Source organism: Aliivibrio salmonicida LFI1238 (assembly GCF_000196495.1).
In the GTDB taxonomy this organism is placed as follows: Bacteria; Pseudomonadota; Gammaproteobacteria; order Enterobacterales; family Vibrionaceae; genus Aliivibrio; species Aliivibrio salmonicida.
Genome location: NC_011312.1, coordinates 2,524,256 through 2,550,480, shown reverse-complemented (window position 1 = coordinate 2,550,480; position 26,225 = coordinate 2,524,256). Strand labels below are relative to the sequence as shown.

The 26,225-nt window shown below is 38.7% G+C and carries 27 protein-coding genes and 3 pseudogenes; 17 read left to right on the top strand and 13 right to left on the bottom strand.

The genetic code is table 11. From position 1 onward, the window contains the following. The first annotated feature begins 111 nt into the window (after positions 1 to 111). Positions 112 to 993: a 4-hydroxy-tetrahydrodipicolinate synthase gene (gene dapA / locus VSAL_RS12445; RefSeq protein ID WP_012550872.1), complete on the top strand. Its 882-nt coding sequence runs from the start codon at positions 112 to 114 to the stop codon at positions 991 to 993. A gap of 11 nt (positions 994 to 1,004) precedes the next feature. Continuing rightward, on the top strand, positions 1,005 to 2,057 hold the full coding sequence (bamC, locus tag VSAL_RS12440) for an outer membrane protein assembly factor BamC (RefSeq protein ID WP_012550871.1): 1,053 nt from the start codon (positions 1,005 to 1,007) through the stop codon (positions 2,055 to 2,057). A gap of 72 nt (positions 2,058 to 2,129) precedes the next feature. Here the strand turns inward: bamC and VSAL_RS12435 are convergent, their stop codons facing one another. The 4 genes and pseudogenes from VSAL_RS12435 to VSAL_RS12420 all read right to left on the bottom strand — a co-directional run bounded on the left by VSAL_RS12435 (position 2,130) and on the right by VSAL_RS12420 (position 4,545). Continuing rightward, entirely contained in the window at positions 2,130 to 2,300 is a 171-nt protein-coding gene (locus tag VSAL_RS12435) for a DUF2897 family protein (RefSeq protein ID WP_012550870.1), read from the bottom strand. A gap of 2 nt (positions 2,301 to 2,302) precedes the next feature. Then, on the bottom strand, positions 2,303 to 2,971 hold the full coding sequence (locus tag VSAL_RS12430; RefSeq protein WP_012550869.1) for a M15 family metallopeptidase: 669 nt from the start codon (positions 2,969 to 2,971) through the stop codon (positions 2,303 to 2,305). Between the two features lie 59 nt (positions 2,972 to 3,030). Further along, complete coding sequence (gene dapE, locus VSAL_RS12425; protein WP_012550868.1) at positions 3,031 to 4,164, bottom strand: succinyl-diaminopimelate desuccinylase; 1,134 nt, start codon at positions 4,162 to 4,164, stop codon at positions 3,031 to 3,033. A gap of 32 nt (positions 4,165 to 4,196) precedes the next feature. Further along, positions 4,197 to 4,545 (bottom strand): annotated as a pseudogene (locus VSAL_RS12420) (ArsC family reductase). A 190-nt stretch (positions 4,546 to 4,735) separates the two neighbouring features. Here VSAL_RS12420 and VSAL_RS12415 point away from each other — a divergent pair. Both VSAL_RS12415 and VSAL_RS12410 read left to right on the top strand, forming a co-directional pair. Beyond that, positions 4,736 to 5,020, top strand: a complete 285-nt coding sequence (locus VSAL_RS12415; RefSeq protein WP_012550866.1) for a type VI secretion system PAAR protein — start codon at positions 4,736 to 4,738, stop codon at positions 5,018 to 5,020. Between the two features lie 165 nt (positions 5,021 to 5,185). Beyond that, on the top strand, positions 5,186 to 5,467 hold the full coding sequence (locus tag VSAL_RS12410; RefSeq protein WP_012550865.1) for a winged helix-turn-helix domain-containing protein: 282 nt from the start codon (positions 5,186 to 5,188) through the stop codon (positions 5,465 to 5,467). A gap of 83 nt (positions 5,468 to 5,550) precedes the next feature. Here the strand turns inward: VSAL_RS12410 and VSAL_RS12405 are convergent, their stop codons facing one another. Genes VSAL_RS12405 through narQ form a run of 3 tightly spaced genes read right to left on the bottom strand, consistent with a single transcriptional unit; the run spans position 5,551 to position 8,214 of the window. Beyond that, positions 5,551 to 5,886 (bottom strand): DUF4156 domain-containing protein, encoded by a 336-nt coding sequence (locus tag VSAL_RS12405; protein WP_012550864.1) that lies wholly within the window; start codon positions 5,884 to 5,886, stop codon positions 5,551 to 5,553. A gap of 1 nt (position 5,887) precedes the next feature. Beyond that, a complete protein-coding gene (locus VSAL_RS12400) occupies positions 5,888 to 6,499 on the bottom strand; it encodes a response regulator (protein ID WP_012550863.1) in 612 nt (203 codons plus the stop codon). A gap of 23 nt (positions 6,500 to 6,522) precedes the next feature. Continuing rightward, complete coding sequence (narQ, locus tag VSAL_RS12395; RefSeq protein ID WP_012550862.1) at positions 6,523 to 8,214, bottom strand: nitrate/nitrite two-component system sensor histidine kinase NarQ; 1,692 nt, start codon at positions 8,212 to 8,214, stop codon at positions 6,523 to 6,525. Between the two features lie 188 nt (positions 8,215 to 8,402). On the opposite strand from narQ, the gene napF reads away from it, so the two are divergent. From napF to VSAL_RS22565, 6 genes and pseudogenes are all read left to right on the top strand, one after another. Beyond that, positions 8,403 to 8,921: a ferredoxin-type protein NapF gene (gene napF / locus VSAL_RS12390; protein WP_012550861.1), complete on the top strand. Its 519-nt coding sequence runs from the start codon at positions 8,403 to 8,405 to the stop codon at positions 8,919 to 8,921. 11 nt (positions 8,922 to 8,932) lie between these two features. Further along, complete coding sequence (locus VSAL_RS12385) at positions 8,933 to 9,205, top strand: chaperone NapD (RefSeq protein ID WP_231850920.1); 273 nt, start codon at positions 8,933 to 8,935, stop codon at positions 9,203 to 9,205. Continuing rightward, a pseudogene (gene napA, locus VSAL_RS12380) lies at positions 9,202 to 11,690 on the top strand (periplasmic nitrate reductase subunit alpha). The gene VSAL_RS12385 and the pseudogene napA overlap by 4 nt, the downstream one beginning before the upstream one ends. A 70-nt stretch (positions 11,691 to 11,760) precedes the next feature. Then, positions 11,761 to 12,234 carry a nitrate reductase cytochrome c-type subunit gene (locus tag VSAL_RS12375; protein ID WP_012550859.1) on the top strand — a complete coding sequence of 158 codons (474 nt, stop codon included), beginning with the start codon at positions 11,761 to 11,763 and terminating at the stop codon, positions 12,232 to 12,234. 32 nt (positions 12,235 to 12,266) lie between these two features. Beyond that, complete coding sequence (locus VSAL_RS12370; protein WP_012550858.1) at positions 12,267 to 12,842, top strand: NapC/NirT family cytochrome c; 576 nt, start codon at positions 12,267 to 12,269, stop codon at positions 12,840 to 12,842. Positions 12,843 to 12,852: 10 nt separating this feature from the next. Continuing rightward, entirely contained in the window at positions 12,853 to 12,981 is a 129-nt protein-coding gene (locus VSAL_RS22565) for a TIGR02808 family protein (protein WP_017021189.1), read from the top strand. Positions 12,982 to 13,052: 71 nt separating this feature from the next. Here VSAL_RS22565 and VSAL_RS12365 read toward each other — a convergent pair whose 3' ends face one another. After that, the gene (locus VSAL_RS12365; RefSeq protein WP_012550857.1) at positions 13,053 to 13,409 is read right to left on the bottom strand and encodes a DUF2956 domain-containing protein; all 357 of its coding nucleotides are present in this window, start codon (positions 13,407 to 13,409) and stop codon (positions 13,053 to 13,055) included. Positions 13,410 to 13,610: 201 nt separating this feature from the next. Here VSAL_RS12365 and VSAL_RS12360 point away from each other — a divergent pair, with 201 nt between their 5' ends. The 3 genes from VSAL_RS12360 (at position 13,611) to VSAL_RS12350 (ending at position 15,456) form a co-directional block, all read left to right on the top strand. Further along, the gene (locus VSAL_RS12360; protein WP_012550856.1) at positions 13,611 to 14,066 is read left to right on the top strand and encodes a DUF2919 domain-containing protein; all 456 of its coding nucleotides are present in this window, start codon (positions 13,611 to 13,613) and stop codon (positions 14,064 to 14,066) included. 11 nt (positions 14,067 to 14,077) lie between these two features. Next, positions 14,078 to 14,467, top strand: coding sequence for a hypothetical protein (locus VSAL_RS12355; protein ID WP_012550855.1), 390 nt, complete (start codon positions 14,078 to 14,080; stop codon positions 14,465 to 14,467). Positions 14,468 to 14,550: 83 nt separating this feature from the next. Beyond that, positions 14,551 to 15,456, top strand: a complete 906-nt coding sequence (locus VSAL_RS12350; RefSeq protein ID WP_012550854.1) for a Dyp-type peroxidase — start codon at positions 14,551 to 14,553, stop codon at positions 15,454 to 15,456. Positions 15,457 to 15,549: 93 nt separating this feature from the next. Here the strand turns inward: VSAL_RS12350 and crr are convergent, their stop codons facing one another. The 5 genes from crr to cysZ form a co-directional block, all read right to left on the bottom strand. After that, positions 15,550 to 16,059, bottom strand: a complete 510-nt coding sequence (gene crr / locus VSAL_RS12345) for a PTS glucose transporter subunit IIA (RefSeq protein ID WP_012550853.1) — start codon at positions 16,057 to 16,059, stop codon at positions 15,550 to 15,552. Between the two features lie 76 nt (positions 16,060 to 16,135). Then, positions 16,136 to 17,860 (bottom strand): phosphoenolpyruvate-protein phosphotransferase PtsI, encoded by a 1,725-nt coding sequence (gene ptsI / locus VSAL_RS12340; RefSeq protein ID WP_012550852.1) that lies wholly within the window; start codon positions 17,858 to 17,860, stop codon positions 16,136 to 16,138. A gap of 57 nt (positions 17,861 to 17,917) precedes the next feature. Beyond that, entirely contained in the window at positions 17,918 to 18,175 is a 258-nt protein-coding gene (gene ptsH / locus VSAL_RS12335) for a phosphocarrier protein Hpr (protein ID WP_005420435.1), read from the bottom strand. A 319-nt stretch (positions 18,176 to 18,494) separates the two neighbouring features. Continuing rightward, the gene (cysK, locus tag VSAL_RS12330) at positions 18,495 to 19,463 is read right to left on the bottom strand and encodes a cysteine synthase A (protein WP_012550851.1); all 969 of its coding nucleotides are present in this window, start codon (positions 19,461 to 19,463) and stop codon (positions 18,495 to 18,497) included. 164 nt (positions 19,464 to 19,627) lie between these two features. Then, the gene (cysZ, locus tag VSAL_RS12325; protein ID WP_012550850.1) at positions 19,628 to 20,380 is read right to left on the bottom strand and encodes a sulfate transporter CysZ; all 753 of its coding nucleotides are present in this window, start codon (positions 20,378 to 20,380) and stop codon (positions 19,628 to 19,630) included. A 271-nt stretch (positions 20,381 to 20,651) separates the two neighbouring features. Between cysZ and zipA the strand changes: the two genes are divergently transcribed. The 4 genes and pseudogenes from zipA (at position 20,652) to VSAL_RS12305 (ending at position 26,163) form a co-directional block, all read left to right on the top strand. Continuing rightward, positions 20,652 to 21,578, top strand: a complete 927-nt coding sequence (zipA, locus tag VSAL_RS12320) for a cell division protein ZipA (protein WP_012550849.1) — start codon at positions 20,652 to 20,654, stop codon at positions 21,576 to 21,578. Between the two features lie 90 nt (positions 21,579 to 21,668). Continuing rightward, positions 21,669 to 23,678, top strand: coding sequence for an NAD-dependent DNA ligase LigA (gene ligA / locus VSAL_RS12315; RefSeq protein ID WP_012550848.1), 2,010 nt, complete (start codon positions 21,669 to 21,671; stop codon positions 23,676 to 23,678). A gap of 515 nt (positions 23,679 to 24,193) precedes the next feature. After that, positions 24,194 to 25,281 (top strand): annotated as a pseudogene (locus VSAL_RS12310) (porin). Between the two features lie 90 nt (positions 25,282 to 25,371). After that, positions 25,372 to 26,163, top strand: a complete 792-nt coding sequence (locus VSAL_RS12305; RefSeq protein WP_012550847.1) for a hypothetical protein — start codon at positions 25,372 to 25,374, stop codon at positions 26,161 to 26,163. The last annotated feature ends 62 nt before the right edge of the window (positions 26,164 to 26,225 follow it).

Below are 26,225 nucleotides of genomic sequence, written 5' to 3'. Positions count from 1 at the left end.
ATGAAAATCATGTGATTGTATGATGAACAAGGGCGATAACGCTTTGCCATCATATTAATGAATAACTCAATTTGTTCGCCATTCTCAGGCTGATTAAAAAGGGAGAAGGATATGTTCTCAGGTAGCATTGTCGCCTTAGTGACACCATTGGACACCGATGGTGAAGTTGATTACACAAGTTTAAAAAATCTCGTTGATTATCATATTAATGCAGGTACAGATGGCATTGTTGCTGTTGGCACTACTGGTGAGTCAGCGACATTAAGTGTAGAAGAACATGTCAAGTTAGTGATGAAAACGCTTGAGTTTTCTGATGGCAGAATTCCTGTTATTGCCGGTACTGGCGCAAACGCGACTCATGAAGCGGTAACGTTCAGTAAATTATTTCGAGATTCAGGTGTTGCTGGCTGTTTAAGCGTAACGCCTTATTATAATAAGCCAACACAAGAAGGTTTATTCTTACATTATAAAGCGATTTCTGAATCCACGGATGTACCTCAAATCCTTTACAATGTTCCGGGTCGCACGGCCGTAGATTTATTGCCAGAAACGGTAGCTCGTTTAGCTGAATTTGATAATATTGTCGCTTTAAAAGATGCGACAGCAGAATTAGACCGAATTGCAATTACGCGTGAACTTTGTGGTGATAAATTTATCCAACTAAGTGGTGATGACGCAACGGCACTTGAATTTGTTAAAATGGGCGGTCATGGTGTTATTTCTGTAACGGCAAACGTAGCAGCAAAAGACATGGCAACCATGTTTGCATTAGCGGCTCAAGGTAAGTTTGAAGAAGCGGAAATTATTAATCAACGCTTAATGCCATTACATCAGGATTTGTTTGTTGAAGCGAATCCAATGCCTGTTAAATGGGCCACTCATCGTTTAGGGATGATTACTCACCCTGATATTCGTTTACCACTAACAGAATTAAGTCATTCAGCACAACCAGTTGTTGAACAAGCATTAATTCGTGCTGGTGTGTTGAAGTAGTAGGATAAAAAATGAAAGTGAACACTCGCTTTGTTGTTGGATCATTGATGGTTGCTATGTTAGCGGCTTGTTCAAGCAGTCCAACTGAGCGTCGCCAAGCTAAACAAGATTTTAAATATTTAGATACGGCACCATTAAAAGAATGGCAACAGCCAGCGGAAGCTAAACCTGAGTTCTATCCTCAATATGATATTCCTAAAGGGGAGTATGTTGGTGGCGTCGGAAAAGGTGTCGATATTCGACCTCCTCAGCAAGTATTAGAACTGATCCCAGGGGCTCGTATAGAAGAGCAACAAGGGGAAGTCTCTGTATGGCTTGTGAAAGATGAAGATCTTGATAAGCTTTGGCAAACGGTGTTGGGCTTAATTAAAAAACGAAATATCACATTACTAAAACAATCGGATACTGAACTTGAAACTGATTGGTTAACGTGGAATTCAGAAGATGAAGATCATGAGTTTGGTTCTCGTTATTTGATTACTAAGTTAAATCAAAATAATCGCTCAGGATTTAAAATTGTTCTGATTGATTGGCAAGTTGATGGTAAACAAGCTGAAGTTACTCAAGCAAATAAAGCGCGTTATAATATTTTAATGACGAATTTAGTGACGTCTGCTTATGACGAGCAGCTTCGCGAAGAAGCGCGTATTCGTGCTGAAGAGCTTGTTAAGCGTATCCCTATTTCTATGGGACAAGATCGCAGTGGTCTTCCTGTGATAATCGCTCGTGCGCCTTATAATGTTTTCTGGGAGCGTCTTGGTGATTTATTGCCTATGATGGGACTGAATATTGAAGATAGAAACCGTTCGCAAGGAACCATTGAGGTTAAATATAAAGAGCCTGATGATGAGTTCTGGCAAGAGATTGGTACAAAACCATTGTCTTTTGAAGGTCGCACTTACAACCTACTATTAGGTGATCTTGGTAACCGTACTTCTATTAATGTAACGGATGCTGCGGGTAAACCGGTAGATGAAGCGACTCTTGATTCATTAGTTCCTGTGTTGGCTGCAATGATTGAAAAATCAAATAAGAAGCCAAAAACAGAAATAACGGAAGAATAGACACGTTTGTTATATAAGAAAGACGCTCAAATTATTGGGCGTCGTTTTTTTCGTCTTCAGATTGATTCATTGCTACCGATTCATTTTTTCAGAACCTAATTCGTCCTCTTTTTCTTGTGGTGCTATCGGTTTTTTCGGCTGTTTAAATTTCATATTTGCCGTCGCTTTTAATGCGGCAAGGTTCCCAATAACAACACTTAAAACGATGACGATAATAACCCAAGGGTTCATTAACCATTCCATGACTATTCCTTATTTATGTTCATGATGTAACGATGAAATAAGATATCGATATGTTTAATGATACTCTCTTTTCCTGCCAGTTCTACATTTCGCCATGCTTGAAGTAAATGTTCAGGTGTAAGTTGTGACATATATTTATCACTGGTTGTTTTGTAACTAAGGTGCCAAGGTTCAATCGCGACGCCTTTTTTATCATGCTTATAAGGGAAGAAAAAACCATATTTAGGGGCATTTTCAAATAACCATAGACTGAATTCTTTTTGATGTCCTGTTTCGTACTCCCAAGGTTCAAGCTGCAATGTGACCCCTTTAGGAAGATGGTTGCTCGCATAGACATCAAGATCGGTCCCCCAATGATGGCGACTTCCTCCTGGCAATGCAGACCAACGCATAATGGCGTGAATCTTTTCAATATCACTCATCTTATTCGTATCTAGCACTTTACTGTCAGTTCCTAGAATGGGACGAATACCTGTAAACTTATTATTCCAAATCATTAATTGACGTTCAAAATCACGAAAACTGCTTGCGATAGTGAGAGTAAATCCCGCTTTTTTTGCCGCAATTTCTAGTGCCTTAAATGAAGAAATACAATCATGGTGAAGTTGGCGATGGGGGTTAACAACGGAGAGGTGTTGAGTTGATAGACCGGTGAGCTGTGTATATGTCATAAGGTACCTAATAAAAAACGAGAGGATCAAGACCCTCTCATCATATACTTAAAAGGTGGCTAAGCGAGTAAATTATTTAGGACTTCTTGATACATATCAGTCAGTTTTTCTAAATCATCAACCTTTACACACTCATTCACTTTATGAATAGTGGCATTAACCGGACCAAGCTCAATTACTTGTGAACCCATTTGAGCAATGAAGCGGCCGTCGGATGTTCCACCTGTTGTTAGTAATTCAGGCTTCTGTTGATTAACAGTGGCAACGGCATCAACAACGGCTGTTAATAGATCGCCAGTATCGGTTAAGAACGGAAGTCCATTGATAATCCAATCCAGATCGTATTCTAAATTGTGTTTATCTAAGAGTTCAATCACACGCTGTTGTAGGCCTTCGACGGTAGATTCAGTGCTGAAGCGAAAGTTAAACATGATTTCCGCTGTTCCAGGGATCACATTAGAAGCACCTGTACCACTGTTCATGTTCGGAATTTGAAAGCTGGTTGGTGGAAAATAAGCATTACCTAAATCCCATTCAGTCATTGTCAGTTCAAGTAGTGCCGCCATTGATTGGTGGATCGGATTTCGTGCAATGTGCGGATAAGCAACGTGACCTTGAATGCCTTTGACGGTTAAGTTTCCAGTTAAAGAGCCTCTACGACCGTTCTTGACTACATCGCCAACATATTGGGTGCTTGACGGTTCACCAACAATACACATATCAATAATTTCATTACGCTCTTTTAGCGTATCAACCACACGTGTTGTGCCATTAATGAATGGACCTTCTTCATCTGAAGTGATTAAGAAAGAGAGTGAACCTTTATGTTCTGGGTGCTCAGAAATGAAACGCTCAACAGCAACAATCATGCAGGCAAGAGAGCCTTTCATATCGGCAGCTCCACGAGCGTATAACATGCCATCGATGATCGTTGGCTCAAAAGGATCGGTATTCCACTGCGTTAATGATCCTGTTGGAACGACATCTGTGTGGCCTGCGAAGGTAAATAAAGGTGCCTCTGTTCCACGGCGAGCCCAAAAATTGGTGGTGTCTTCAAATACCATGATTTCAATTGTAAAACCAAGAGCCTTAAGGCGTTTAATCATTAACTCTTGGCAGCCCGCATCTTCTGGAGTGACTGATTGGCGACTGAGAAGATCTTTCGCGAGAGTGAGTGTTGGAGTGTCAGGCATGTTGTATTCCTTTACTTATCTTTAAAATAAAATTAACCGTTAAAAATTGCATCATATTGAGCTGGTTTGAAGCCTAAATGGTAGAGATCGTTATGGATTAAAATTGGGGCGCTTTATCATTGCCTGCATTTCTAGTAAAAGATCAATCGCCGTAGTTTCATTTAATGATGCTTTTTGCTCATCATTGAGTTGACGGTAAGTAGTACCTCGCTTATTTACGACATTTTCCCAACCAAGTTGTTGAACAAAAGTCGTAATCATTTCTTTATCAATGCCATCAGTACGGTAGTCATGGTAAGTGAAATTAATGTCGTTTGCTTCAAGCCACTTTTTGCATTTTTTTATCGTATCGCAGTTTTTTATTCCGTAAATTATAGTCATGACTTTCTTCATTATGTTATTAATTATGCTTCCTTTATAACGAGAATTGAACAAATACGCCAGTGTTGGAGAGTATTTAGTGTTTTGTTAATTATATTTTGAAGTGACTCGTCTTTTTCTTTTCTAAAATCGTCATTATTGTTCATTAAACATACACTTGTTTTTTGATGTATGAAATGGACAAAAGAGAATGGGAAATGCAGTGAAAGTGGGTGATATAGGTACTGCCCATGATGGGTTTCATCCAAGTCCGATATTAGCGGGTTCGGGAACGGTTAAAGTTGATGGTGTACCTGCAGCCAGAAAGGGGGATCCTCTTGCTCCTCATAGTAAACCTAAACATCCACCACACCCGCGAGCCATTTCTGAGGGATCGAACTCTGTGTTTATGGATGGGCAGCCGGCGGCGAGAAGTGGAGATGCGGTTGGATGTGGAGGTAAAGTTCAAGGTGGTGGAACGGTTAATATTGGTTAGAGGTTCTGCTTTTATAATGATAGTTATGAAAATTAATTACAAAAAAAAACAGATTTATGAGTTATTTCGTTAAATTGTAGGATTATTTTCGTAATTAGTTGATCAATCTCAACATCATTAATATTAAATGATTAATAATTACTCTTATTAAATCAGGAGGTATCAATGGAGTTGAATCCAGTGTTCGCCAGACGCTTGTATTTAGCGTTGTTGGTGCATAATTTAGAAAGGCCTAATGTACCTAAACTTGTAGAGTTAACAGGGTGGCCTCGTCGTACAATTCAAGATGTACTAAAAGCATTACCAGGCATAGGCATTGAATTGATGTTTATACAAGATGGACGCCGTCATAATGATGGTTATTATCGTCTTTCTGATTGGGGACCTTATGATCCTGATTGGGTATGCTCGAGAGAAGATCAAATTGCTTCCACGTTATACCATTAAAATGTAAATCAGTTTTATACGTGGATATGGACAGACAATAATAAAAAAGCCAACTTACGTTAAGTTGGCTTTTTTGTGTCAATTTATAACGAGGGGCATAAATAGGCAGATCCAAGCAGAGTGACTGACGTGTTAAAGGCTGAAGGAGAATGGATAACAATGCTGTTTCCTCCTAATTGGGTGGCTTCATTTTTCATGTCATTAACGGCTGATATGAGTAACTCTTTATTTGTAATAAAGAAAAAAGTATACCAATGGCCTTCACTGCCTGTAACGGTTCCGACTGGAGTACAATCTGTAATTGAACTGTCATCAAAATATAAAAAAACCTTATCTATATTCGTATTTTCTACTTTGGTTGTTGATGCACAACCTGAGAGTAGTGATAGCAATATTAAAGAACATAAGGCTGTTTTCATTTTATGCATCCAAATAAAGTAAGGTTGCTGCTACTCTCGATTTTACATTGAGTTTTTTAAGTAGGCTCTTCATGTGCACTTTTACTGTTGCTTCTGAAATGAACAGTTTGTCTGCTACTTGTTTATTTCTCATTCCTTTCGCTACATTTTGTAATATTTCAAGTTCACGAGCGGTTAAACTAGACAGTTTATCATCACCATTCTTGCCTTCTTCTAAACAAATTTTTACTTGCTCTGAATAGGCTTTATCACCTTGTATTGCTTGCTTTAGCAGTGCAATAAGTTCGTCAGGTTCACTGTCTTTAAGTAAGTAACCGTCAGCACCTGCTTTTATTAAGGTTTTAATGTCTTGTTTATTATCGGATACGGTAAGAATAACAATCGGGCAAGTTACGCCTTCATTGCGTAATGCATGCAACGTATCAAGGCCTGACATGCCTTTCATATTGAGATCGAGAAGAACAAGGTCGGGTTCATCTTTAGAGATTAGAGCAACGGCATCTGTGCCATTACTTGCTTCTCCTGCTAGGGTAAATTCATCTTCAAAAGAAAGAAGTTGGCCAATGCCTCGGCGCATTAAAGGATGATCGTCAACGATAACAACATTCCACATAGGGTATATACCTTTTAAATTAATTATTGGTTAAGTGGAAACGTAACGTTCACTGCACAACCGTGTTCTAATTCTGATGCAATGGATAAAGTACCTCGAACGAAGTTTGCTCGTTCTTGCATTATTCTTAATCCATAATGATTTATTTTTTCTTCGGTGGAATCAAATCCTACGCCATCATCTTCAATGTTAATGTAACCTTGCTCACCTTCTTGGTAACACGTAATGATAATATTACCAGCTTTTGAGTGTTTGATGGCATTTAATGTTGCTTCGCGTATTAATTGCAACAAATGTACGTGCTGTTGTGCATTAATTGGTAAAGATGGCAGTTCATTATTTACATGTATACGAATGGCTGTCTGCGATTGTAAGGTATTTATAATCTCTTGTAATGCTTCACCAAAGTGCGCCTTATTAATCGTTAATCTAAAGGTGTTTAATAATTCTCTTAACTGAGTATAGGCACTTTTAAGTCCCTCATCCAATTCCGTCAATGTACTCCCCGTGTTTTGACAATCACATTTCTTAAGTTGGCGTTTCAATAAGGTCGTTTGAATTTTTAAATAAGAAAGCGATTGTGCCAGTGAATCATGCAGTTCTCGTGCAATTGCTGCTCGTTCTTCAAGAAGAATAAGTTGATGCGTTTGTTTTTGGGTTAAGTCATAGAACAACCCACGAGCAAGAATATTTGCGATATTGATGATTAGCTTTTGGTCTGGGCATGGAAGAGAAAATTGCCACAATAAGTAACCTAATTTTTCTCCATCAATGATCAGCTCTTCTAAACTCCAAGGTGAGTTGTTTGGGGTTCCACTTGTTATTTCCCAATCACCCCCAGACTCTTCTTCTACAATTAACCTTGCACTAATAACACCTTCAATATTAGTAAACATGTTAAGAATGTTTTTAAAGGCTTTTTCATCAAGTTGAGACGCTGATAGCTCTTGAGAGCAAGCATAAAGAGTGGTTAGCGATCGATTTGCTTGACTGAGTTTTCTGGTTTTATCTTCAACATGACTTTCGAGCTCGCGGTAGCTAGAGTGCACTTGTTTTGCCATGTGATTAAAGGCGCTGCCTAATTGCCCTAATTCATTACCACTATTTAAATCCACTTGTACTGAAAAATTGCCTTTTGTCATTGAGTGACTTGCGGCAACAAGATGATGCAGCGGACTCACAATTTTTCGTTGAGTAAATGAAATAATAAAAAGGCCAAGACAAAGAATGAGAGATAAACCTATCGCACCAATAAAAGAAAGCAATTGAAGTTTTCGCTCTGAAAATTGCTGTAAGCGTAGAACGAAATGATCGATTTCATCCACAAAGAGCGACACTTTAGTGAGATAAATTTGTTTATCATCACTTAGTAATGCAGGTTGCAATAACTGCCACTGTAATCGAATGTCAGAATAATAGGATTCAATGTCGTCCGGTACAAACCATTGATCTAAAGAGTGGAAAGCGGGTGATTCAATGGATTCTGAAAACTTGGCTAAGTGATCTAGCATGTATGGTGAATTGGTTTCAATATCGTAGGCCAAACGATAACTTTGCATGCGTAAAGAACCGGCAATATTGACCGCTTCGGCGTCTTTTAAACTTGATGATAATGTGACCAAAGCTAAGCTTGTTGTAATGATAGAAATAAGGACAATCCACAACATCACTTGAGCTATTGTTTTTGTTAATATTGATGTTTTGTTATGTTTCATAATTGTTGTGGCTAGCCTATAGTTAAAAGGAGGGGATAATAATCTATTCTGTTGTTTTTATTTGTTTTAAAAATTGATCTAGAACAAGTTCCCCCCTTGTTTAACCATTATGAGGTATATCAATAAATATGACAAAATTTAAAATTCATCATATAAAAATGTTAATAGATGCGCGGAGTTGTGAATAGATGAGTCAAGATAATTCAGTTGACCATTCCAAGCGGGGATTTTTTCGCCGTTTGTCTCCTCAGAAAAAAATACATCCTTTAACACAGCAGCGTTTGCCTTGGGTTCATAATGAAGCTGAGTTTGTCTCTGCTTGTACTCGCTGTGAAAAGTGCATTACCGCATGTGAAGAAAGCATAATTGTTAAAGGCGATGGGGGTTTTCCTATCGTTGATTTTACAAAAGGTGAGTGCACTTTTTGTGAACAATGTGCATCAGTATGCCCTGAACACTTATTTACTGTAACTGAAAAATCAGCTTTCTCTCATCGAATTACAATAAATGAAAGTTGTTTAGCAAAACGAGCCGTTGAATGTCGTAGTTGCAGTGATATGTGTGACACGCAAGCGATTCGTTTTCAACTTACGCTGGGCAGTGTAGCTCAGCCTAAACTTAATTTTGATGACTGTAATGGATGTGGTGCTTGTGTTGCAGCATGCCCAACTTCAGCTATCAGCATGACACTGGAAGAGCAAACATAATGCTAGAAAATTTGCCTGAGAACGAAGTTCATATTTCAAGTGTAGTCGTACATGTCAAACCTGAATTTTTAGAACAAACAAAAGCAAAAATATTAGAAATACCGAATGCGGAAATCTACGGAGAAAGTGAAGAGGGCAAATTAGTTGTTGTGCTTGAAACAGAAAACCAAGGATATATCACCGATTCAATCGATAAAATAAATGACTTCGAAGGAATACTAACGGTTGCTTTAGTATTCCACCAAATCGAGCACTTTGATTCGCAATGTGAGGATGAATCATGAAAATGACAAGACGTGCGTTTGTTAAAGCAAACGCCGCAGCATCAGCTGCAGCTGTCGCAGGGATTACACTGCCTGCTTCAGCAACTAATTTAATCGTTAGTTCTGACGAAACAAAAATTAAATGGGATAAAGCGCCTTGTCGTTTTTGTGGTACTGGTTGTTCTGTACTAGTAGGGACTCAAAAAGGTCGGGTTGTTGCGACTCAAGGTGATCCTGAAGCACCAGTAAACAAAGGTCTTAACTGTATTAAAGGTTATTTCCTATCTAAGATCATGTATGGCAAAGATCGTCTTCAAACACCAATGTTACGTATGACTGATGGTCAATACGATAAAGAAGGTGAGTTTACGCCTGTTTCTTGGGATGTTGCTTTTGACACGATGGCAGAGAAATGGAAAGCGGCTCTGAAAAAACATGGTCCAACAGGTGTTGGTATGTTTGGTTCAGGTCAGTGGACTGTAATGGAAGGTTATGCAGCGGTTAAGCTGATGAAAGCCGGTTTCCGTTCAAATAACATTGATCCAAACGCACGTCACTGTATGGCTTCAGCCGTTGGTGGTTTCATGCGTACTTTTGGTATTGATGAGCCAATGGGTTGTTACGATGACTTTGAACACGCAGACGCTTTTGTTTTGTGTGGGTCAAACATGGCTGAAATGCACCCAGTATTATGGACTCGTATTTCTGACCGTCGTTTAAGTAATCCACACGTTAAAGTGAACGTATTATCGACTTACTACCACCGTTCATTTGAATTAGCAGACAAAGGGTACATTTTTGAACCTCAATCTGACCTTGCTATTGCTAACTTCATCGCTAATTACATTATTGAAAACGATGCGATTAACTGGGACTTCGTAAATAAACACACGAATTTCAAGCAAGCAACAACAGACATTGGTTACGGTCTCCGTGATGATAACCCGCTTCAAATGGAAGCTGAGAATCCTAACTCAGGTGCCATGACTTCAATTAACTTTGAAGAATATAAAGCATCTGTTGCGCCTTATACGGCGAAGAAAGCGTCTGAGATGTCTGGTGTATCAGAAGAAGATCTGATCACTCTGGCTAAGCAATACGCGGATCCAAACACAAAAGTAATGTCGTTATGGACAATGGGTATGAACCAACATACTCGTGGTGTTTGGATGAACAGCCTTGTTTATAATATTCACTTATTAACAGGTAAATATCGACGCCTGGTAATAGTCCGTTCTCATTGACAGGTCAGCCATCAGCGTGTGGTACGGCTCGTGAAGTCGGTACGTTCTCACACCGTTTACCTGCCGATATGATGGTTGCTAATCCTAAGCATCGTAAGATTGCTGAAAACATCTGGAAACTACCTGAAGGTACGATCCCTGCGAAACCAGGTGCTCATGCTGTTGTACAAGATCGCATGCTTAAAGATGGCAAGATTAATGCTTACTGGGTTATGTGTAACAACAACATGCAAGCAGGCCCTAATATTAATGGTGAGCGTCTTCCGGGTTACCGTAATCCAGAAAACTTCATTGTGTGTTCTGACCCATACCCAACAGTAACTGCTCAAGCATCTGATTTGATTCTTCCAACAGCAATGTGGGTAGAGAAAGAAGGGGCTTATGGTAATGCAGAGCGTCGTACTCAAGCTTGGTACCAACAAGTACAAGCAACAGGTGAAGCAAAATCTGATTTATGGCAAATCATGGAATTCTCAAAACGCTTCACAGTAGAAGAAGTGTGGGGCGAAGAGCTATTAGCTAAAGCACCTGAGTTCCGTGGTAAAACTATGTATGACGTACTTTACAAAAATGGCAACGTAGATGCCTTCCCATTATCTGAAGCTCAAGAGCTAAATGATGATGCGAAAGATCAAGGCTTCTATGTTCAAAAAGGCCTATTTGAAGAGTATGCAACGTTTGGTCGTGGTCATGGTCATGATTTAGCACCATACGATACTTACCACCAAGTACGTGGCTTACGTTGGCCTGTTGTTGATGGTAAAGAAACATTATGGCGCTTTAAAGAAGGCTCAGATCCATACGCTAAAAAAGGGTCTGATTGGGACTTCTATGGCAAGCCTGATGGTAAAGCTCTGATTATTTCTGCACCATATGAAGCGCCTCCTGAAGTTCCTGGTGAAGAGTTTGATATGTGGTTATGTACGGGTCGTGTTCTTGAGCATTGGCATACAGGAACAATGACTCGTCGTGTTCCTGAACTGTATAAAGCCGTTCCAGATGCACTTTGTTATATTCATCCAGCGGATGCGAAAAAACGTGATTTACGCCGTGGTGAAGAAGTATTAATTTCAAACAAACGTGGTGAAGTTCGCGTTCGTGTTGAAACTCGTGGTCGTAACCGTCCGCCAGAAGGATTGGTGTTTGTCCCATTCTTTGATGCTCGTATCTTAATTAATAAGTTGATTTTGGACGCAACCGATCCGCTTTCTAAGCAAACGGATTACAAAAAATGCCCAGTTAAAATCACTAAAATTGCTTAATTAATAATTGATAGACCATCTGATGTGGTGGTCTATTTCAAAGAGTTTGCCTTAAGGCGGAGAAAGTAGAATGAAAAAATTCATTATAACGCTTCTATCAATTGGACTGTTGTTTGCTGGTGCAGTACAAGCAGAAGCTGAACAAAAAACGGAATTAAATAATCCTGGTGGTATCGGTGGCGTTGAATCATTACGTGGGGCTTCAGAGTTAGAAACGACGCGTCCAGCGGATGACTTTAAACGTTTTCCTCGTGACCATGCGTTAGAAAGTGACTATGTTTATCAACCACCATTGGTCCCTCATACTATTCGTAATTACGAAGTGTCTTTAAACGTGAACAAATGTTTATCATGTCACAGCTGGAAAAACGCGAAAGAAATGGGCGCTACGAAGATCAGTGTAACGCATTACGTGAATCGTGAAGATGCTGTATTATCTGATGTATCACCTCGTCGTTACTTCTGTCTACAATGTCATGTTCCTCAAGCGGATGCTAAACCACTGGTTGAGAATGAATTTAAACGTGTGGACTCATTGCGCTAGTTAATAGGCAATACTGTTAAGAGAGGCTATACATGAAATTTTTAAAAGCATTTTGGAAGCGTTTTTCTTCTCCAAGTAAAGCTGCAGTAGGTATCGTCCTATTTATGGGCTTTATGGGGGGGTTGCTTTTTTGGGGTGCATTTAACACGGGTATGCAAGCAACGAACTCAGAAGAATTCTGTTCTGGTTGTCATGCTCCGATTGTTAAAGAGATCCAAGAAACCATTCACTATTCAAACCGATCTGGTGTTCGTGCTATCTGTTCTGATTGTCACGTACCTCATAATTGGACAGATAAAATCGTACGTAAAGTTCAAGCATCAAAAGAATTGTTTGCTCATTACGTAACAAAGACGATTGATACTGAAGAGAAGTTCAAAGAACGTCGGGGTCATTTAGCAGAGCGAGAATGGCATCGAATGAAAGAGAATAACTCTCAGGAATGTCGTAATTGCCATGAATTTAATTATATGGATTTCTCTGAGCAAGGCCCTCGTAGTGCGAAACAGCATTCAACGGCACTAGCATCAGGTGATAAAACATGTGTTGATTGTCATAAAGGTATTGCACATAAACTGCCTGATATGTCCGGCGTTGAAGGGTGGTAAGGAGCTTACTATGAGTACGTTAGAATCGGTTATTTGGCATACGTTAGGTTATATAGCGATGCCTTCAATAATCCTCGGTGGATTTGTTGTTGTTGCTGTGATTTCTATGGGGATTTTATCTTTAAAAGTAGATAAGTAACCACTATAGATAACTAATAAAAAAGAGATGACCCTTATGGCTCATCTCTTTTTTTGTTTAAGACTCATCAATTAATAACCTAAAAAGAAGTAGTAAATAAACCCCACCCAACTAAGGCCTAATAATATCCACGGTAACGGTTTATTGGATTGAGTATTGGTTTTATTTTGGTGTTCTTTTTTGTCTTCTTCTTTGTTTGAATTAGATTCATTTAATTGCTTTTGTCGAACTTCTTTTTTCCTTGTTTTATCCGCTTCACGTGCTTTTTCTTTATGTTGTTTTTTGTAAAGCGTGATCCCTTTCTCAATACCTTGTGCAATGAGTTTGGTTTGTTCTTTTGTTTGTGCTGGTTTTTGTGTAGCTTTAGCTACCTTCATTGCTTCTTGTTGAGTTTCAACTGAGATTGGTTCTTTTTTATTTTTGATCATAATATGTCTTTATTATTAATAATTAACGGCATTTTTACATATTTTGAAAGTCTACACTTAGAAAAATGTGATGAGAATAGAGCTTTTGATTTATAGATTGTAGCTAGCTCAAATTTTTAATTTTCTTCAATCGTTATTTTTAATCATTTAAGTAAGCTGAACAAGTCTACTTAGTGGTTTATTTATTATTCAGGTAGATAAATGCAATATTCTTTCGATGCATACGATGAGCATGGGTGGCTAAAGCCACCGTTGTGGTTGTGGTTATGGTTTGGTTGGGTACTATTGATTCGCTCTGTCGTCGTTTTTATCATGGCAGGTGCAAGTCGGCAGCAGGGAAATGATCTTCTTGCTCTGTTTTATCCTAATCACTCTCATTTTTACATGAGTTTATGCATGAGCTTACCGATTGTATTTTTGATGTGGTTAAGTAATTTTAAAAAGCCCAATAGACCTTTTATGCAGACCCTTTGGAAGCAAGGTCGATGGCTAACTATTTTAATGGTAGTTATTGAGTTATCAATGTTAATACAGTCGATTGTTATTAACAGAGGAGAGTTCCAGCTAGAGAGTGCAGTGGTTATTTTATTACTTAGCTGGTTTTTGATTTTTTTATTCCGAAGCAAAAGAGTCAAAATATGCTTTAGTCTTACTTAAGAGGGAAGACGATGGATTTATCAACAGGTGCACTTCTTTTTAGTGCTTTATTAAGCCCGTTAGCTATGGCTGATTGGCAGCTAGATTTGGGGTTAGAAATAAATCGCCCTGACTTGCAGCGCATTACTAATTCTTCGACATCTTTAGTGTTGGGCGAAGAGACGCTTGTGTTCAATTCGATAGATAAGCAGTCCCAAGTGAAAGCATGGGCTGAAATTAAAAATATTAATGCTGAGAATGTAGAAATTGCTTTTCGGGTGACAGAAGAGGGAAATGGAAGCGTTCGTACATTGTGTGCACCGACAATAATCACTAAATTAAATAATCAAGAGTCCTATATGGTGTCTGATTCTTCAGCGAATGAGACCGTTAAATTGTCCGTAGAAGTAATTTCTTCGTAATCTCTTATTTATAATCAAACAATCTAATGCTTAATTTCATATAATGAACTCAGTTAATTCAAAATAAGAAAGGAACTGAGTTCATGTCTTACACTCCTCAAACTGCATTATTGCCAGAACCAGATCGATTTGCACTGTACGTAACGTTAACTGTGAAAAATAATCCTCAACAGGTTTTAGAGCAGCTTCAAGCGTTACCACTTTTGATCTCTGAATTAAATGAAAGCCAACCAGATGCCAATATAAGTAGTGCTATTTCTTTTGGTGCTGATTTTTGGGCTACATTGTCTGCACCTATGCCACCAGAGTTATCTAAATTTAAAGCATTGGGTAAAGGGGATATCATCGCACCAGCGACTCATGGTGATGCGTTTATTCACCTGCATTCAAATCGTCATGATTTACACTTTTATATCTTACGTAAATTAATGAGTTCTATTTCTGAATGTATTCAAGTCGATGAAGAAGTTTCTGGTTATCGTTTTCTTGATTCTCGTGACATGACTGGTTTTGTTGATGGAACAGAAAATCCTAAGAATGAAGCTAGAGCAGAAGTTGCCCTAATTGCGGATGGGGAATTTAGTGGTGGCAGTTACATGATGTGTCAGCGCTTCCTTCATAACATACCTGCGTGGAATCGCTTATCTGTTTCTGCTCAAGAAAAAGTAATTGGTCGTACTAAGCCTGATTCTATTGAACTAGACGACGTTCCTGCCGCTTCTCACGTAGGACGTGTTGATATTAAAGAAAATGGTAAGGGTGTTAAGATTCTACGCCACAGCTTGCCGTATGGCTCGGTCTCAAGTGATCACGGTCTATTGTTTATTGCGTATTGTCATAGTAAACATAACTTCCAAATTATGTTAGATAGCATGTACGGTGAAATGGATGGGAAAACGGATCAATTATTACGTTTTACTGATGCCGTTACTGGGGGGTACTTCTTTACTCCATCACAAGAAATGCTTGCTGATCTTACCGTTCGATAAGTAATCAGCAAACGATAGATATAAAAAAGCCACTATCAAATAGCGGCTTTTTTTTATTCTTTATTTAGCTAACTAATTATCTATTAAAAGAAATTACTTAGTTACTTTAAGAACTGGAGATTCACCAACAGTAACAGCACCAGAAAGCTTAGTTAGCTCTTTGATTTCGTCCATGTTAGAAATAACAACAGGAGTAAGCGTTGATTTCGCGTGCTCTTCAAGATACGCAAGATCAAATTCGATTACGATATCGCCAGCTTTAACTTCTTGACCTTCTTCAGCAATACGAGTGAAGCCTTGGCCTTTAAGTTCAACAGTATCAATACCGAAATGAACGAAAAGCTCAATGCCGTCTTCAGATTCGATTGAGAAAGCGTGGTTAGTTTCGAAGATTTTACCGATCGTACCGTTTACTGGAGCAACCATTTTATTGCCAGAAGGTTTGATAGCAATACCGTCACCAACGATTTTTTCAGCGAACACTACATCTGGCACATCTTCGATGTTTACGATTTCACCAGAAAGAGGTGCGATGATTTCAATTGCACCAGCGGCAGCACTTTCAGAAGAAAATGCGCTTTTAATTTTGTCAAACAGACCCATTGTGTTGCTCCCTAAAGTTTGTATTAAATAGCCACTAAAACTTAGTGGCTATATTTAATTCTTTGCAACTATACTATTACTTAGTATTTTCTGCGATAAATTTTTCAACGTGTGCTTCAATTTCTGCTGCTGTAGGCATTTGAAGTGCTTCATCTGCCATTGCTTTTACTGCTGCAAAGTTTGAGTTACGAACGATTTTCTTAACAAGAGGGATAGAAATACCGCTCATGCTGAATTCGTCTAAGCCCATACCAAGAAGAAGTAAGCTTGCACGATCATCACCCGCTAACTCGCCACACATACCTGTCCATTTGCCTTCTTTATGAGAAGCATCGATTACTTGCTTGATTACAAGCAGAACCGCTGGAGATAGTGGGTTGTATAGGTGAGAAATCATTTCGTTACCACGGTCAACAGCAAGAGTATATTGTGTTAAATCGTTAGTACCGATAGAGAAGAAGCTAACTTCTTTCGCTAAATGATGTGCAATGGCAGCGGCTGCTGGCGTTTCAACCATAACACCGATCTCGATGCTTTCGTCAAACGCTAGGCCTTCAGCTCGAAGTTCTACTTTGTATTCTTCGATTGCTTTTTTCAGCTCACGGATTTCTTCAACAGAAATGATCATTGGGAACATGATACGCAGTTTGCCGTGTGCTGATGCACGTAAAATACCACGTAATTGGTCACGTAGAATTTCACGACGGTCTAAACTGATACGGATTGCACGCCATCCTAAGAATGGGTTCATTTCTTCAGGAAGATCCATGTATGGTAGATCTTTATCACCACCGATATCCATAGTACGGATAATCACTGATTCACCATGCATTGCTTCTGCTACTTCTTTATAAGCAACATATTGCTCTTCTTCAGTAGGAAGTGCATCACGATCCATGAATAGGAATTCTGTACGATACAGACCAACACCTTCACCGCCGTTACGAATAATACCTTCACAGTCTTTTACTGTGCCGATGTTACCGCAAACTTCAACTTGGTGGCCATCTAGAGTGATAGCAGGTAGGTCTTTTAGTTTTGCTAGCTCTTCTTTTTCAGCAACTAAGTCGTCACGAATTTTTTTCGATTTAGCCAGTTCTGCTTCTGATGGGTTGATAACAATTCTGTTGTTAACCGCATCAAGAATCAACATGTCACCGTTTTTCACTTGCTTAGTGATATCGTTAGTACCAACGATAGCAGGAAGTTCAAGAGAACGTGCCATGATAGAAGTATGAGAAGTACGTCCGCCAATGTCACAAGCAAAACCAAGAACGTAATCTAGGTTTATTTGTGCCGTTTCAGACGGTGTTAAATCTTTAGCAACCAGGATAACTTCTTCATTAATGTTGCTTAAAGAAACAATTGTAATGCCTAGTGCATTTTTAACAAAGCGGCTACCGATATCACGGATATCTGTAGCGCGCTCTTTTAGATAGTCATCATCTAAAGATTCAAGTGCACACGCTTGCTCTTCAATTACAGAGTAAATTGCAAAATCAGCAGAAAGTTTGTCGTCTCTTATAAGGGCTAAGATTTCTTCTTCTAGCTCTTCATCTTCAAGAAGCATTATATGCCCCTCAAAAATCGCTTCTTTTTCTTCGCCAAATGTTGCTAGCGCTTTCGCTTTAACCGCTTCTAATTGCTCAGAAGACTTAGCTCTAGCGTCAAAGAAACATTGAATTTCTGTTTCTACTTGAGATTCAGAGATTGGAGTTTTGTTTAGGACAATTTCATCTTCCTGAAGTAATAATGCTTTACCAAAAGCAATACCCGGAGATGCTAGAATGCCAGAAATCATAGCTTTACCTTAACATTGATCAAATTAGAGAATGAGAATAATTAAAGAAAAAGCTGATTAATGCAGCTCGTCCATTAGTTTAACTAGGTGGTCTACTGCTTCTTTCTCTTGAGCGCCTTCGGCAGAGATAGTTACGTTAGTACCTTTAGTTAGACCTAAAGTTTGTAGTTTGAAAAGGCTAGTAGCGCTTGCGCTTTTGCCATTAGAAGTTACTGTGATTTTAGCATCAAACCCTTTCGCTTCTTTAACGAACTGAGCCGCTGGACGAGTGTGAAGGCCATTTTCTGCAGTAATTACTACGTCTTGTGAATACATTGTGTATACCCCGATTTATATTTTATGTTGAATTAATGTCGTTAACCCATTCGTTTCTGAAAACTACTTTCGCACATCATTGTGATAGACACAATCCACGAATGTTAAATAGATTAATGACAGTAATTTTATATAAGTTTACTTATTTTGTAATCTTAAGTTCACTTTTCAGTGATACTTTATAACGGATTGTAATTATTTTACACCTAAAAATAAAGTGGCTTGATTATTACTAAGGAGGGAAATGAAATCAACAAAAAAAAACCATAAGGGGCTTTTTTGGCGTAAAAATTGATTTCAACACATGAATGTTGCGGTTTTATTGCTCATTTTCTTGTTCTGTAAACAAACCAGCAAAAAGTGCTGTACTTAGGTAACGTTCACCCGAACTTGGTAATATGACAACAATTTGCTTATTTGCGAACTCTGGAAGCGCTGCAATGCGGTTTGCTGCAACGACGGCTGCTCCTGAAGATATGCCTGCTAAAATGCCTTCTTCTTCCATTAAACGACGAGCCATTTCGATTGAATCTTCTGATGTCACGGCTTCAACACGATCAATTAGCGTTAAATCTAGGTTTCCTGGAATAAACCCAGCGCCGATCCCTTGAATTTTATGTGGTGCTGGTTTTATCTCTTCGCCTGCAAGTGCTTGGGCAATAACTGGTGATTCTGCAGGCTCAACAGCAACAGACAGTACGGCTTTATTTTGAGTATGTTTTAAGTAACGACTGGTGCCTGTTAATGTGCCTCCAGTACCTACTCCAGCAACAAATACATCAATGTTGCCGTCAGTCGCTTCCCAGATTTCAGGGCCGGTTGTTTTTTCATGAATCGCCGGGTTTGCAGGGTTATTAAATTGTTGAAGAAGTAAATACTTACTAGGATCACTTGCTACAATTTCTTCCGCTTTAGCGATGGCGCCATTCATGCCTTTTACCGCTTCAGTAAGAACAAGGTTTGCCCCTAGTGCTTTAAGCAACTTACGACGTTCTAAACTCATTGATGCAGGCATAGTGAGTGTTAGTTTGTACCCTTTAGCTGCGGCAACAAAAGCCAATGCAATGCCGGTATTTCCTGATGTTGGTTCAACTAACTCTATGCCTTCTCTTAATGTACCCGCTTTTTCTGCTTCCCAAACCATGTTTGCACCAATACGGCATTTAACGCTAAAGCTTGGATTACGTGCTTCTACTTTTGCTAATACATTACCATTACTCACACGGTTTAAACGTACAAGAGGGGTATTGCCAATCGTTTGTGAATTATCTTCGTAAATCTTTGTCATGATCTGTTCCTTCATTTCACGTAAAGCGTGATTAATTATAAAGTAAATATTTTGGTCACTCATTTGAGCAACTCGACCTATCTAGAATACGAAGAGTTGCTTAAATGAGAAAGGATCTAAAGGTTATAAGATATAGATGAACTTATTCTATGTGGGTTTAAGCATTAAAGGCGAGAGTGCTTATCACGATAAACATCTACCCACATTGCTGTTGCGCCACATACAGCAATAGGCATTACAAATAAATTTAGAATAGGGGTCATCGTAAAGAGAGTAACTAGCGAACCAAATGATAGGCATTTACCGCGCTTTGTTTTTAAATCATCTCTCATCACTTCGAATGGTACTTTATGGTTATCAAATGGATAATCGCAATATTGAATTGCCATCATCCAAGCCGTAAACAAGAACCAAAGAATAGGAACCACACTTTGTCCTATTGCCGGAATAAAGAAGAGAATAAACAAGCCTAGCGCTTTAGGTAGATAATATTTCAGTTTTTGCCATTCACGTTTAAAGATCCGCGGGAAATCTTTTAATGCGTCAATGACCCCACCGTCAGGCGCAGGTTGATTGGTTAATTTTGCTTCTAAATGCTCCGCTAGTAAGCCATTAAATGGTGCCGCAATCCAATTCGCAATCGTACTAAAGAAATAGGAAAATACCGCAAGAATACTAATGACAATGAAAGGCCATAGTAAATACGATAACCAATCTAACCAACTCGGTATTTGGGCTAGAATTTGTTCGATCCATCCACCAATTTGGTTGAATAGATAAAAAAATGAACCGCCTAATAAAATAAAGTTTATCAGTAGGGGAATAAAGATAAAGCGTCGAATACCTGGGGTCATTGCAAGTGACATCCCTTTCACAAAATATTGAACACCTGATTGGGTTTGTTTAAATGAACTCATAATCTATATTTACAGTTTGTGTATCATTTATTCACTATACTCAAAAATACGCACAAAGAAATGCAATTACCGATAATTTAGCGACTGATATTGTTCAATTGTAAGATTTATGTCACCACTTTCATTTTGTTATTCAACAAGTACCCTATTATTTGGTACATTACCAATAAGTAATGGTAGATTAGCACTATTGGTTAGGCTACCTTAATAGTAGTGATAATATTTCTTCCTTATATACAGTAAGAAGAATTAATAAAGCAGAGAGTGAGCGATGCAAGAATTGCGATTAGTGTTGATACTTGTTGGGGCATTGGCCATTGCGGCATTGTTGTTTCATGGCTTATGGACAAGTCGAAAAGAGACAAGCTCAAAATTTGGTAAGAAAGTAGATATCGATTTTGATTCTGAAAGTGAAGATGAGCAACCAACCCCAGCTCGTGGTTTTGAACAACCAAAAGAAAGCGTAGTAGACGTTCGTCAAGAAAGAAAAGAACCAGCATTTGGTCGTGATGAACCTAATTTATCCCAAGATCCGTTGTTTGATGGTGGTACTGACGCGATTCTTAAACAGAATGCAGAAGAGAAGGAAGTGGAGCCGAAAGTAATTGAAGAGCCTATAATGACAAGGCCCTCAATTTCTGAATCGATGGTAAAAGAAGAGCCAACCATTTCGTTTTCTGCGATTGATGATGTTGAACCGACTTTTCACAAAGAGTCTTCAGTTGTTCCTGCGCCCGTTGAACCCGTTATTATTCCTGAAATAGAGCCTGAAGTTGTTCCTGAGCCAGAAGAAGATGTGATTGTCATCAATGTGCATGGTATGGGGAATGAGCGATTTAATGGTAATCGTTTATTTAATAGCTTAGAGCAAAATGGATTAATCTTCGGTGATATGGCTATTTACCACCGTCATTCTGATTTGGCCGGTTCTGGTAAAGTTGTATTTAGTACTGCTAATATGGTTGCTCCAGGGCATTTCCAAGTACCAGAGGGTGAAGAGTTTTCGACACCAGGTATTTCATTTTTCTTACCATTGCCATGTAATGGTGAAGCTGATTATAATTTCAAACTAATGCTACAAACTGCACAATTAGTCGCTTCAGAGCTTGGTGGGAATGTGTTGGATGAAAAACGAAATATGCTTACACCAAATAAAATAGATGAATACAAACAACGAGTAAAAGTTTTTTGTAATTAATCGTCTATTATTATCTTAATTTTTAAAGGCTCATTCGTGAGTCTTTTTTGTTTGTATACCATCAATAAAAGAACAAGAAGTTGACCCGTCATGAGTATTGAAAAAACACTAGATGAGCTTAAAAAACAGCTTAATTATCACGCTTACCGTTATTATGTTGAAGACAGTCCAGAGCTTCCTGATGCTGAATATGATCGAATGATGCAGCAACTATTGTTGATTGAAAAAGAACACCCAGAGTTCATGACTGTCGACTCTCCAAGCCAGCGCGTTGGTGGTGAAGCATTAGGTGGTTTTACTCAAGTTCAACATGAGATCCCTATGTTGTCATTGGATAATGCATTTAACGATAATGAACTCGACTCTTTTGAAAAACGCATTAATGATCGTCTTATTTCGGATTCGGTTTCCTTGTTTTGTTGTGAGCCTAAGCTTGATGGTTTAGCGGTAAGCCTTTTGTATGTTGATGGGCTGTTAGTTCAAGCGGGAACTCGTGGTGATGGTGCAACAGGCGAAAATATTACAGAGAACGTAAGAACTATTCGTTGCATACCGCTAACGTTACAAGGAGAAGGATGGCCAACTCGTTTAGAGGTTCGCGGTGAAGTCTTCATGCCTAAAGCCGGGTTTGATGCGTTAAATGAAAGAGCGCTAAAACGTGCTGAGAAGCCATTTGCTAACCCCCGTAATGCGGCCGCTGGCAGTTTGCGTCAACTTGATTCAAAAATCACAGCAACTCGCCCATTGAGCTTTTATGCATATAGTGTAGGAATCATTGAGGGGGGGGAGCTAGAAGGCAGTCATTATCAACGGTTTGTTCAGTTAAAAAACTGGGGTTTACCTATGTGTGAAGAGACAAAACAATGCCACTCACTGACCGATGTAAAAGCATATTATAAAGACATTCTCGAGCGTCGAGATGCATTGAAATATGAAATTGATGGTGTAGTGATTAAGGTTGATAGTATTTCTTTGCAAGAGCAACTAGGCTTTGTTGCAAGAGCCCCGCGTTGGGCTATTGCTTATAAATTTCCTGCTCAAGAAGAACTGACCGTTTTAAACGATGTTGAATTTCAGGTCGGTCGTACTGGGGCAATAACCCCCGTAGCCAAATTAGAGCCTATTTTTGTTGGCGGGGTGACGGTGAGTAATGCGACATTACACAATGCCGATGAGATTGCTCGCTTAGGGGTTCATATTGGTGATACTGTCATTATTCGTCGTGCTGGTGATGTTATCCCTCAGATTGTATCAGTCGTAGAAGCTCGTCGTCCTGAAGACAGTAAGGCGATTATCTATCCAACAACATGCCCTGCTTGTGATTCTCAACTGGAACGAATTGAAGGCGAAGTCGTCACGCGTTGTGTCGCTGGTTTAGTTTGTCCTGCTCAACGTAAAGAAGCGTTAAAACATTTTGTTTCTCGCAAAGCGCTTGATGTAGATGGCTTGGGAGATAAAGTGGTAGAGCAACTCGTAGATAAAGAAATGGTGGAGACACCGGCTGATTTATTTAAACTGTCTGCAGGTGTATTAACAGTCCTCGATCGTATGGGACCAAAGTCAGCGCAGAATGTGGTCAATGCATTAAATAAAGCGAAAGAAACGACGTTATCACGTTTCTTATATTCTTTAGGGATCAGAGAAGTTGGAGAGGCGACTGCGGCTAATTTAGCTCTCCATTTTCAAACATTAAATGCAATAAGTTCCGCCACATTTGAACAATTAATTGAAGTCAGTGATGTTGGCGATATTGTTGCTAAACATATACTTGGTTTCTTTAGTGAGCCTCATAATCAAGCTGTGATTGAAAATTTACAACTGATGGGCGTTAATTGGCCGGATATTAAAGCGCTTGATGAATCGGTTCCTCAGCCACTAGCTGATAAAGTTGTTGTATTAACAGGAACATTATACAAACTAAAACGCAATGAAGCTAAAGCGGCACTACAAGAATTAGGCGCTAAAGTTGCTGGTAGTGTATCGAAGAATACCGATATTCTTTTTGCTGGAGAAGCAGCCGGTTCAAAATTAGCCAAAGCAGAAGAACTCGGTGTTGAAATAATGAATGAAGAACAGTTGATTGAAATATTAAATAATTAATAATAAGTCATGCAACTAAAGGAGCCTTAAAGGCTCCTTTTTTTATGTTTTAAATTTACTTTTTGTTTTTATCCACTATTTAGTGGGATGTGAATAAATGATGACAAAACAAAAAAGACAAACTGACTTTTATAATTATCAGTAAGTAATTGTGATATTGGTCGCATTGACTATTTTTTTATATTTATAAGCGATTGTTTTAGAAGCTCTTGTTGTTTTTTGATGTTTTTCGATCTGTTTATTTTGATCTTAATCACTAATGCGAAAGAAGTTTGCGCTCGGTCATATTTTTTTTAATGGAAATTAAGTTTTTGTTTTATGTTTTTTTATAAGGGTTTATTGTTTGTCTCATGGATGCACAGAGTGTATGCAGGAAAACTATAAGGTAATTACAATTTTTGATGATTCACATTGAGAATTGGTGAAATTAGGAGATTTATTTACTGCTTTCGGCGGCCAACTTAAAGCCAGTAAATAATGAACACAGCTATATCCATTTTTAGGAGCTTTATTCCATGGAAAACAAATTTTTTAAAACTACACTATTAGGTGCAGCAATTGCTCTAGCATCTTCAGGTGTGACAGCAAAAGAAGTTGGTATCAACTCTGATTTTAATGTTGAAGTTTACGGCGTAGCCGCTATCTCATTGGTTAACTACAACACCACTGATAACAATGATGCAAGTTCTGGTTATGTAGTAGAAAATGAATCACGCATTGGTTTTCGTGCGCACAAAGAAATGTTTGAAAATGTGTTAATTACAATGCAAATTGAATCTGGTTATGTAGATAGTACTGACTGGCCACATGGTGGTGTTTCTGGTGGTACTCTTGGTTTCCGTGATACATTTATTGGTGCATCAGGCTATTGGGGTAATGTATGTGTCGGTCGTGTTCTTACGCCATTATATGAATTGGTTGACTGGCCGTTCTCTAACCCTGGTCTAGGCTCTGTATTCGATTGGGGCGGTATTGCTGGTCACTACGATCGTCAATCAAACCAAGTTCGTTATGATTCACCTAAATTCGGTGGCTTTTCGTTCGCAACTTCTGTAGGCCGTGATGATAATGATAATGATAATGATAATGATAATGATAATGGTGGCGGTGCTGCGACTCGTGATTCATCTTTTGCAAGTGCGAATGCAAAATACAGCTTTGAAAAAGTAACGTTAATGGGTGCGGTTGAAGCTGGTTCAGATTTTAACGGTGTTGCTGGTCAAGATAACCAATCATACTTAGTTGGCTTTGAAGCTTCATTACCAGCAGGTTTCGGTATTGCAGCGGCATATAAAGTAGAATCTTTGGACAATCAAGCTACAAGGCTGGTGTTTCTCAAAGCGGTGTTAATGTAGAGCAAGGCTCTTACTCTATTATCGGTCAGTACTGGAATGGCCCAATTGGTTTTAAATTGGGTTACGCAGCGAATTTAGAGTCTGAAACTAACAGTAAAACAGACAAAGACTCTGACAGTAATACTATTTCAGGTCAGCTAATGGCGGTTCATAATGGTTTTGTACCTTACCTTCGTGTAGCTGGTCGTACTGTTGGTGATGCAGATACAGATATCGTAACACGTGTTGGTTTAGAGTACGGTTTCTAAGAAAACTCGTATTTAGCTAACTTTAAAAGCGCTGGCAATTTTTGTCGGCGCTTTTTACTTTAAGAGCATTTAAAATTTAAGGTGTATAAGATGTATAAAAAGACAGTTGGATTAAGCATATTATTACTAAGTGGATGCTCAACATTATCTAGTGATGATGATTTTTCTGATGCAATAAATGAAGTTACCAGAAAGTATAATTATATTTCCATTGAAGGAAAAAATATTACCCCGATAGAGAATAAAGGCATTGGCGCTAATTCACTAAGAAACACATCACATGTTGTTGCTAATTACCCAACGACAGACAAAATAGCGCCAGAATCCTACATAGCCGTTGAATTGAGTTATTTTAGAAGCAGCTATGAATACAATTCGGTTGTATTTAATGGAATAGAAGAAAAATTAACCGCTTATTCGCCTTCTACGGAATCGTGTACAGAGCATTGCACTGCAACCCAATATTTTACGTTTCCTATTGATAATAAAGAAATTGAAAAATCAGCTAAAGACGGGTTAACGTATGATGTTAACACGACAAATAATATGTCTAAGTTGTCTTTTTCAATCCCTGCGGGTTATTTTCAAGCAATTTTAGATGAAAGAAAATTTAACTCGAATATGAATACGACCGCTCCTTTACCTGTTGCGGTGATTGACGTTGTGAGTGATTCTAAACCGGTAGAAATGACGAAATATTGGTTTGATGAATCAACAGCAGTAGAGCAAGAGGCGTTTACTGAGTGGGCCTTTGCAAATCGTAAAGCAATCAATAGTCCATTAGTGAGTACATCAAAATCTCTTGAAATGTTGACGTATTGGTATGAGAAATCGTCAGTGGAAGATAAGTCGACTATTTTAACGTGGCTACTTAATAAATAATGTAATTTATCTTATCTATAGTGATCGCTTACATTGGTATTTGTTAAGCGGTCCGCTTCCTT

Excerpts from the sequence above, each read along its gene's own strand:
- dapA (WP_012550872.1), top strand. The coding sequence starts at position 112 with ATGTTCTCAGGTAGCATTGTCGCCTTAGTGACACCATTGGACACCGAT.
- bamC (WP_012550871.1), top strand. The coding sequence starts at position 1,005 with ATGAAAGTGAACACTCGCTTTGTTGTTGGATCATTGATGGTTGCTATG.
- VSAL_RS12435 (WP_012550870.1), bottom strand. The coding sequence starts at position 2,300 with ATGGAATGGTTAATGAACCCTTGGGTTATTATCGTCATCGTTTTAAGT.
- VSAL_RS12430 (WP_012550869.1), bottom strand. The coding sequence starts at position 2,971 with ATGACATATACACAGCTCACCGGTCTATCAACTCAACACCTCTCCGTT.
- dapE (WP_012550868.1), bottom strand. The coding sequence starts at position 4,164 with ATGCCTGACACTCCAACACTCACTCTCGCGAAAGATCTTCTCAGTCGC.
- VSAL_RS12415 (WP_012550866.1), top strand. The coding sequence starts at position 4,736 with ATGGGAAATGCAGTGAAAGTGGGTGATATAGGTACTGCCCATGATGGG.
- VSAL_RS12410 (WP_012550865.1), top strand. The coding sequence starts at position 5,186 with ATGGAGTTGAATCCAGTGTTCGCCAGACGCTTGTATTTAGCGTTGTTG.
- VSAL_RS12405 (WP_012550864.1), bottom strand. The coding sequence starts at position 5,886 with ATGAAAACAGCCTTATGTTCTTTAATATTGCTATCACTACTCTCAGGT.
- VSAL_RS12400 (WP_012550863.1), bottom strand. The coding sequence starts at position 6,499 with ATGTGGAATGTTGTTATCGTTGACGATCATCCTTTAATGCGCCGAGGC.
- narQ (WP_012550862.1), bottom strand. The coding sequence starts at position 8,214 with ATGAAACATAACAAAACATCAATATTAACAAAAACAATAGCTCAAGTG.
- napF (WP_012550861.1), top strand. The coding sequence starts at position 8,403 with ATGAGTCAAGATAATTCAGTTGACCATTCCAAGCGGGGATTTTTTCGC.
- VSAL_RS12375 (WP_012550859.1), top strand. The coding sequence starts at position 11,761 with ATGAAAAAATTCATTATAACGCTTCTATCAATTGGACTGTTGTTTGCT.
- VSAL_RS12370 (WP_012550858.1), top strand. The coding sequence starts at position 12,267 with ATGAAATTTTTAAAAGCATTTTGGAAGCGTTTTTCTTCTCCAAGTAAA.
- VSAL_RS22565 (WP_017021189.1), top strand. The coding sequence starts at position 12,853 with ATGAGTACGTTAGAATCGGTTATTTGGCATACGTTAGGTTATATAGCG.
- VSAL_RS12365 (WP_012550857.1), bottom strand. The coding sequence starts at position 13,409 with ATGATCAAAAATAAAAAAGAACCAATCTCAGTTGAAACTCAACAAGAA.
- VSAL_RS12360 (WP_012550856.1), top strand. The coding sequence starts at position 13,611 with ATGCAATATTCTTTCGATGCATACGATGAGCATGGGTGGCTAAAGCCA.
- VSAL_RS12355 (WP_012550855.1), top strand. The coding sequence starts at position 14,078 with ATGGATTTATCAACAGGTGCACTTCTTTTTAGTGCTTTATTAAGCCCG.
- VSAL_RS12350 (WP_012550854.1), top strand. The coding sequence starts at position 14,551 with ATGTCTTACACTCCTCAAACTGCATTATTGCCAGAACCAGATCGATTT.
- crr (WP_012550853.1), bottom strand. The coding sequence starts at position 16,059 with ATGGGTCTGTTTGACAAAATTAAAAGCGCATTTTCTTCTGAAAGTGCT.
- ptsI (WP_012550852.1), bottom strand. The coding sequence starts at position 17,860 with ATGATTTCTGGCATTCTAGCATCTCCGGGTATTGCTTTTGGTAAAGCA.
- ptsH (WP_005420435.1), bottom strand. The coding sequence starts at position 18,175 with ATGTATTCACAAGACGTAGTAATTACTGCAGAAAATGGCCTTCACACT.
- cysK (WP_012550851.1), bottom strand. The coding sequence starts at position 19,463 with ATGACAAAGATTTACGAAGATAATTCACAAACGATTGGCAATACCCCT.
- cysZ (WP_012550850.1), bottom strand. The coding sequence starts at position 20,380 with ATGAGTTCATTTAAACAAACCCAATCAGGTGTTCAATATTTTGTGAAA.
- zipA (WP_012550849.1), top strand. The coding sequence starts at position 20,652 with ATGCAAGAATTGCGATTAGTGTTGATACTTGTTGGGGCATTGGCCATT.
- ligA (WP_012550848.1), top strand. The coding sequence starts at position 21,669 with ATGAGTATTGAAAAAACACTAGATGAGCTTAAAAAACAGCTTAATTAT.
- VSAL_RS12305 (WP_012550847.1), top strand. The coding sequence starts at position 25,372 with ATGTATAAAAAGACAGTTGGATTAAGCATATTATTACTAAGTGGATGC.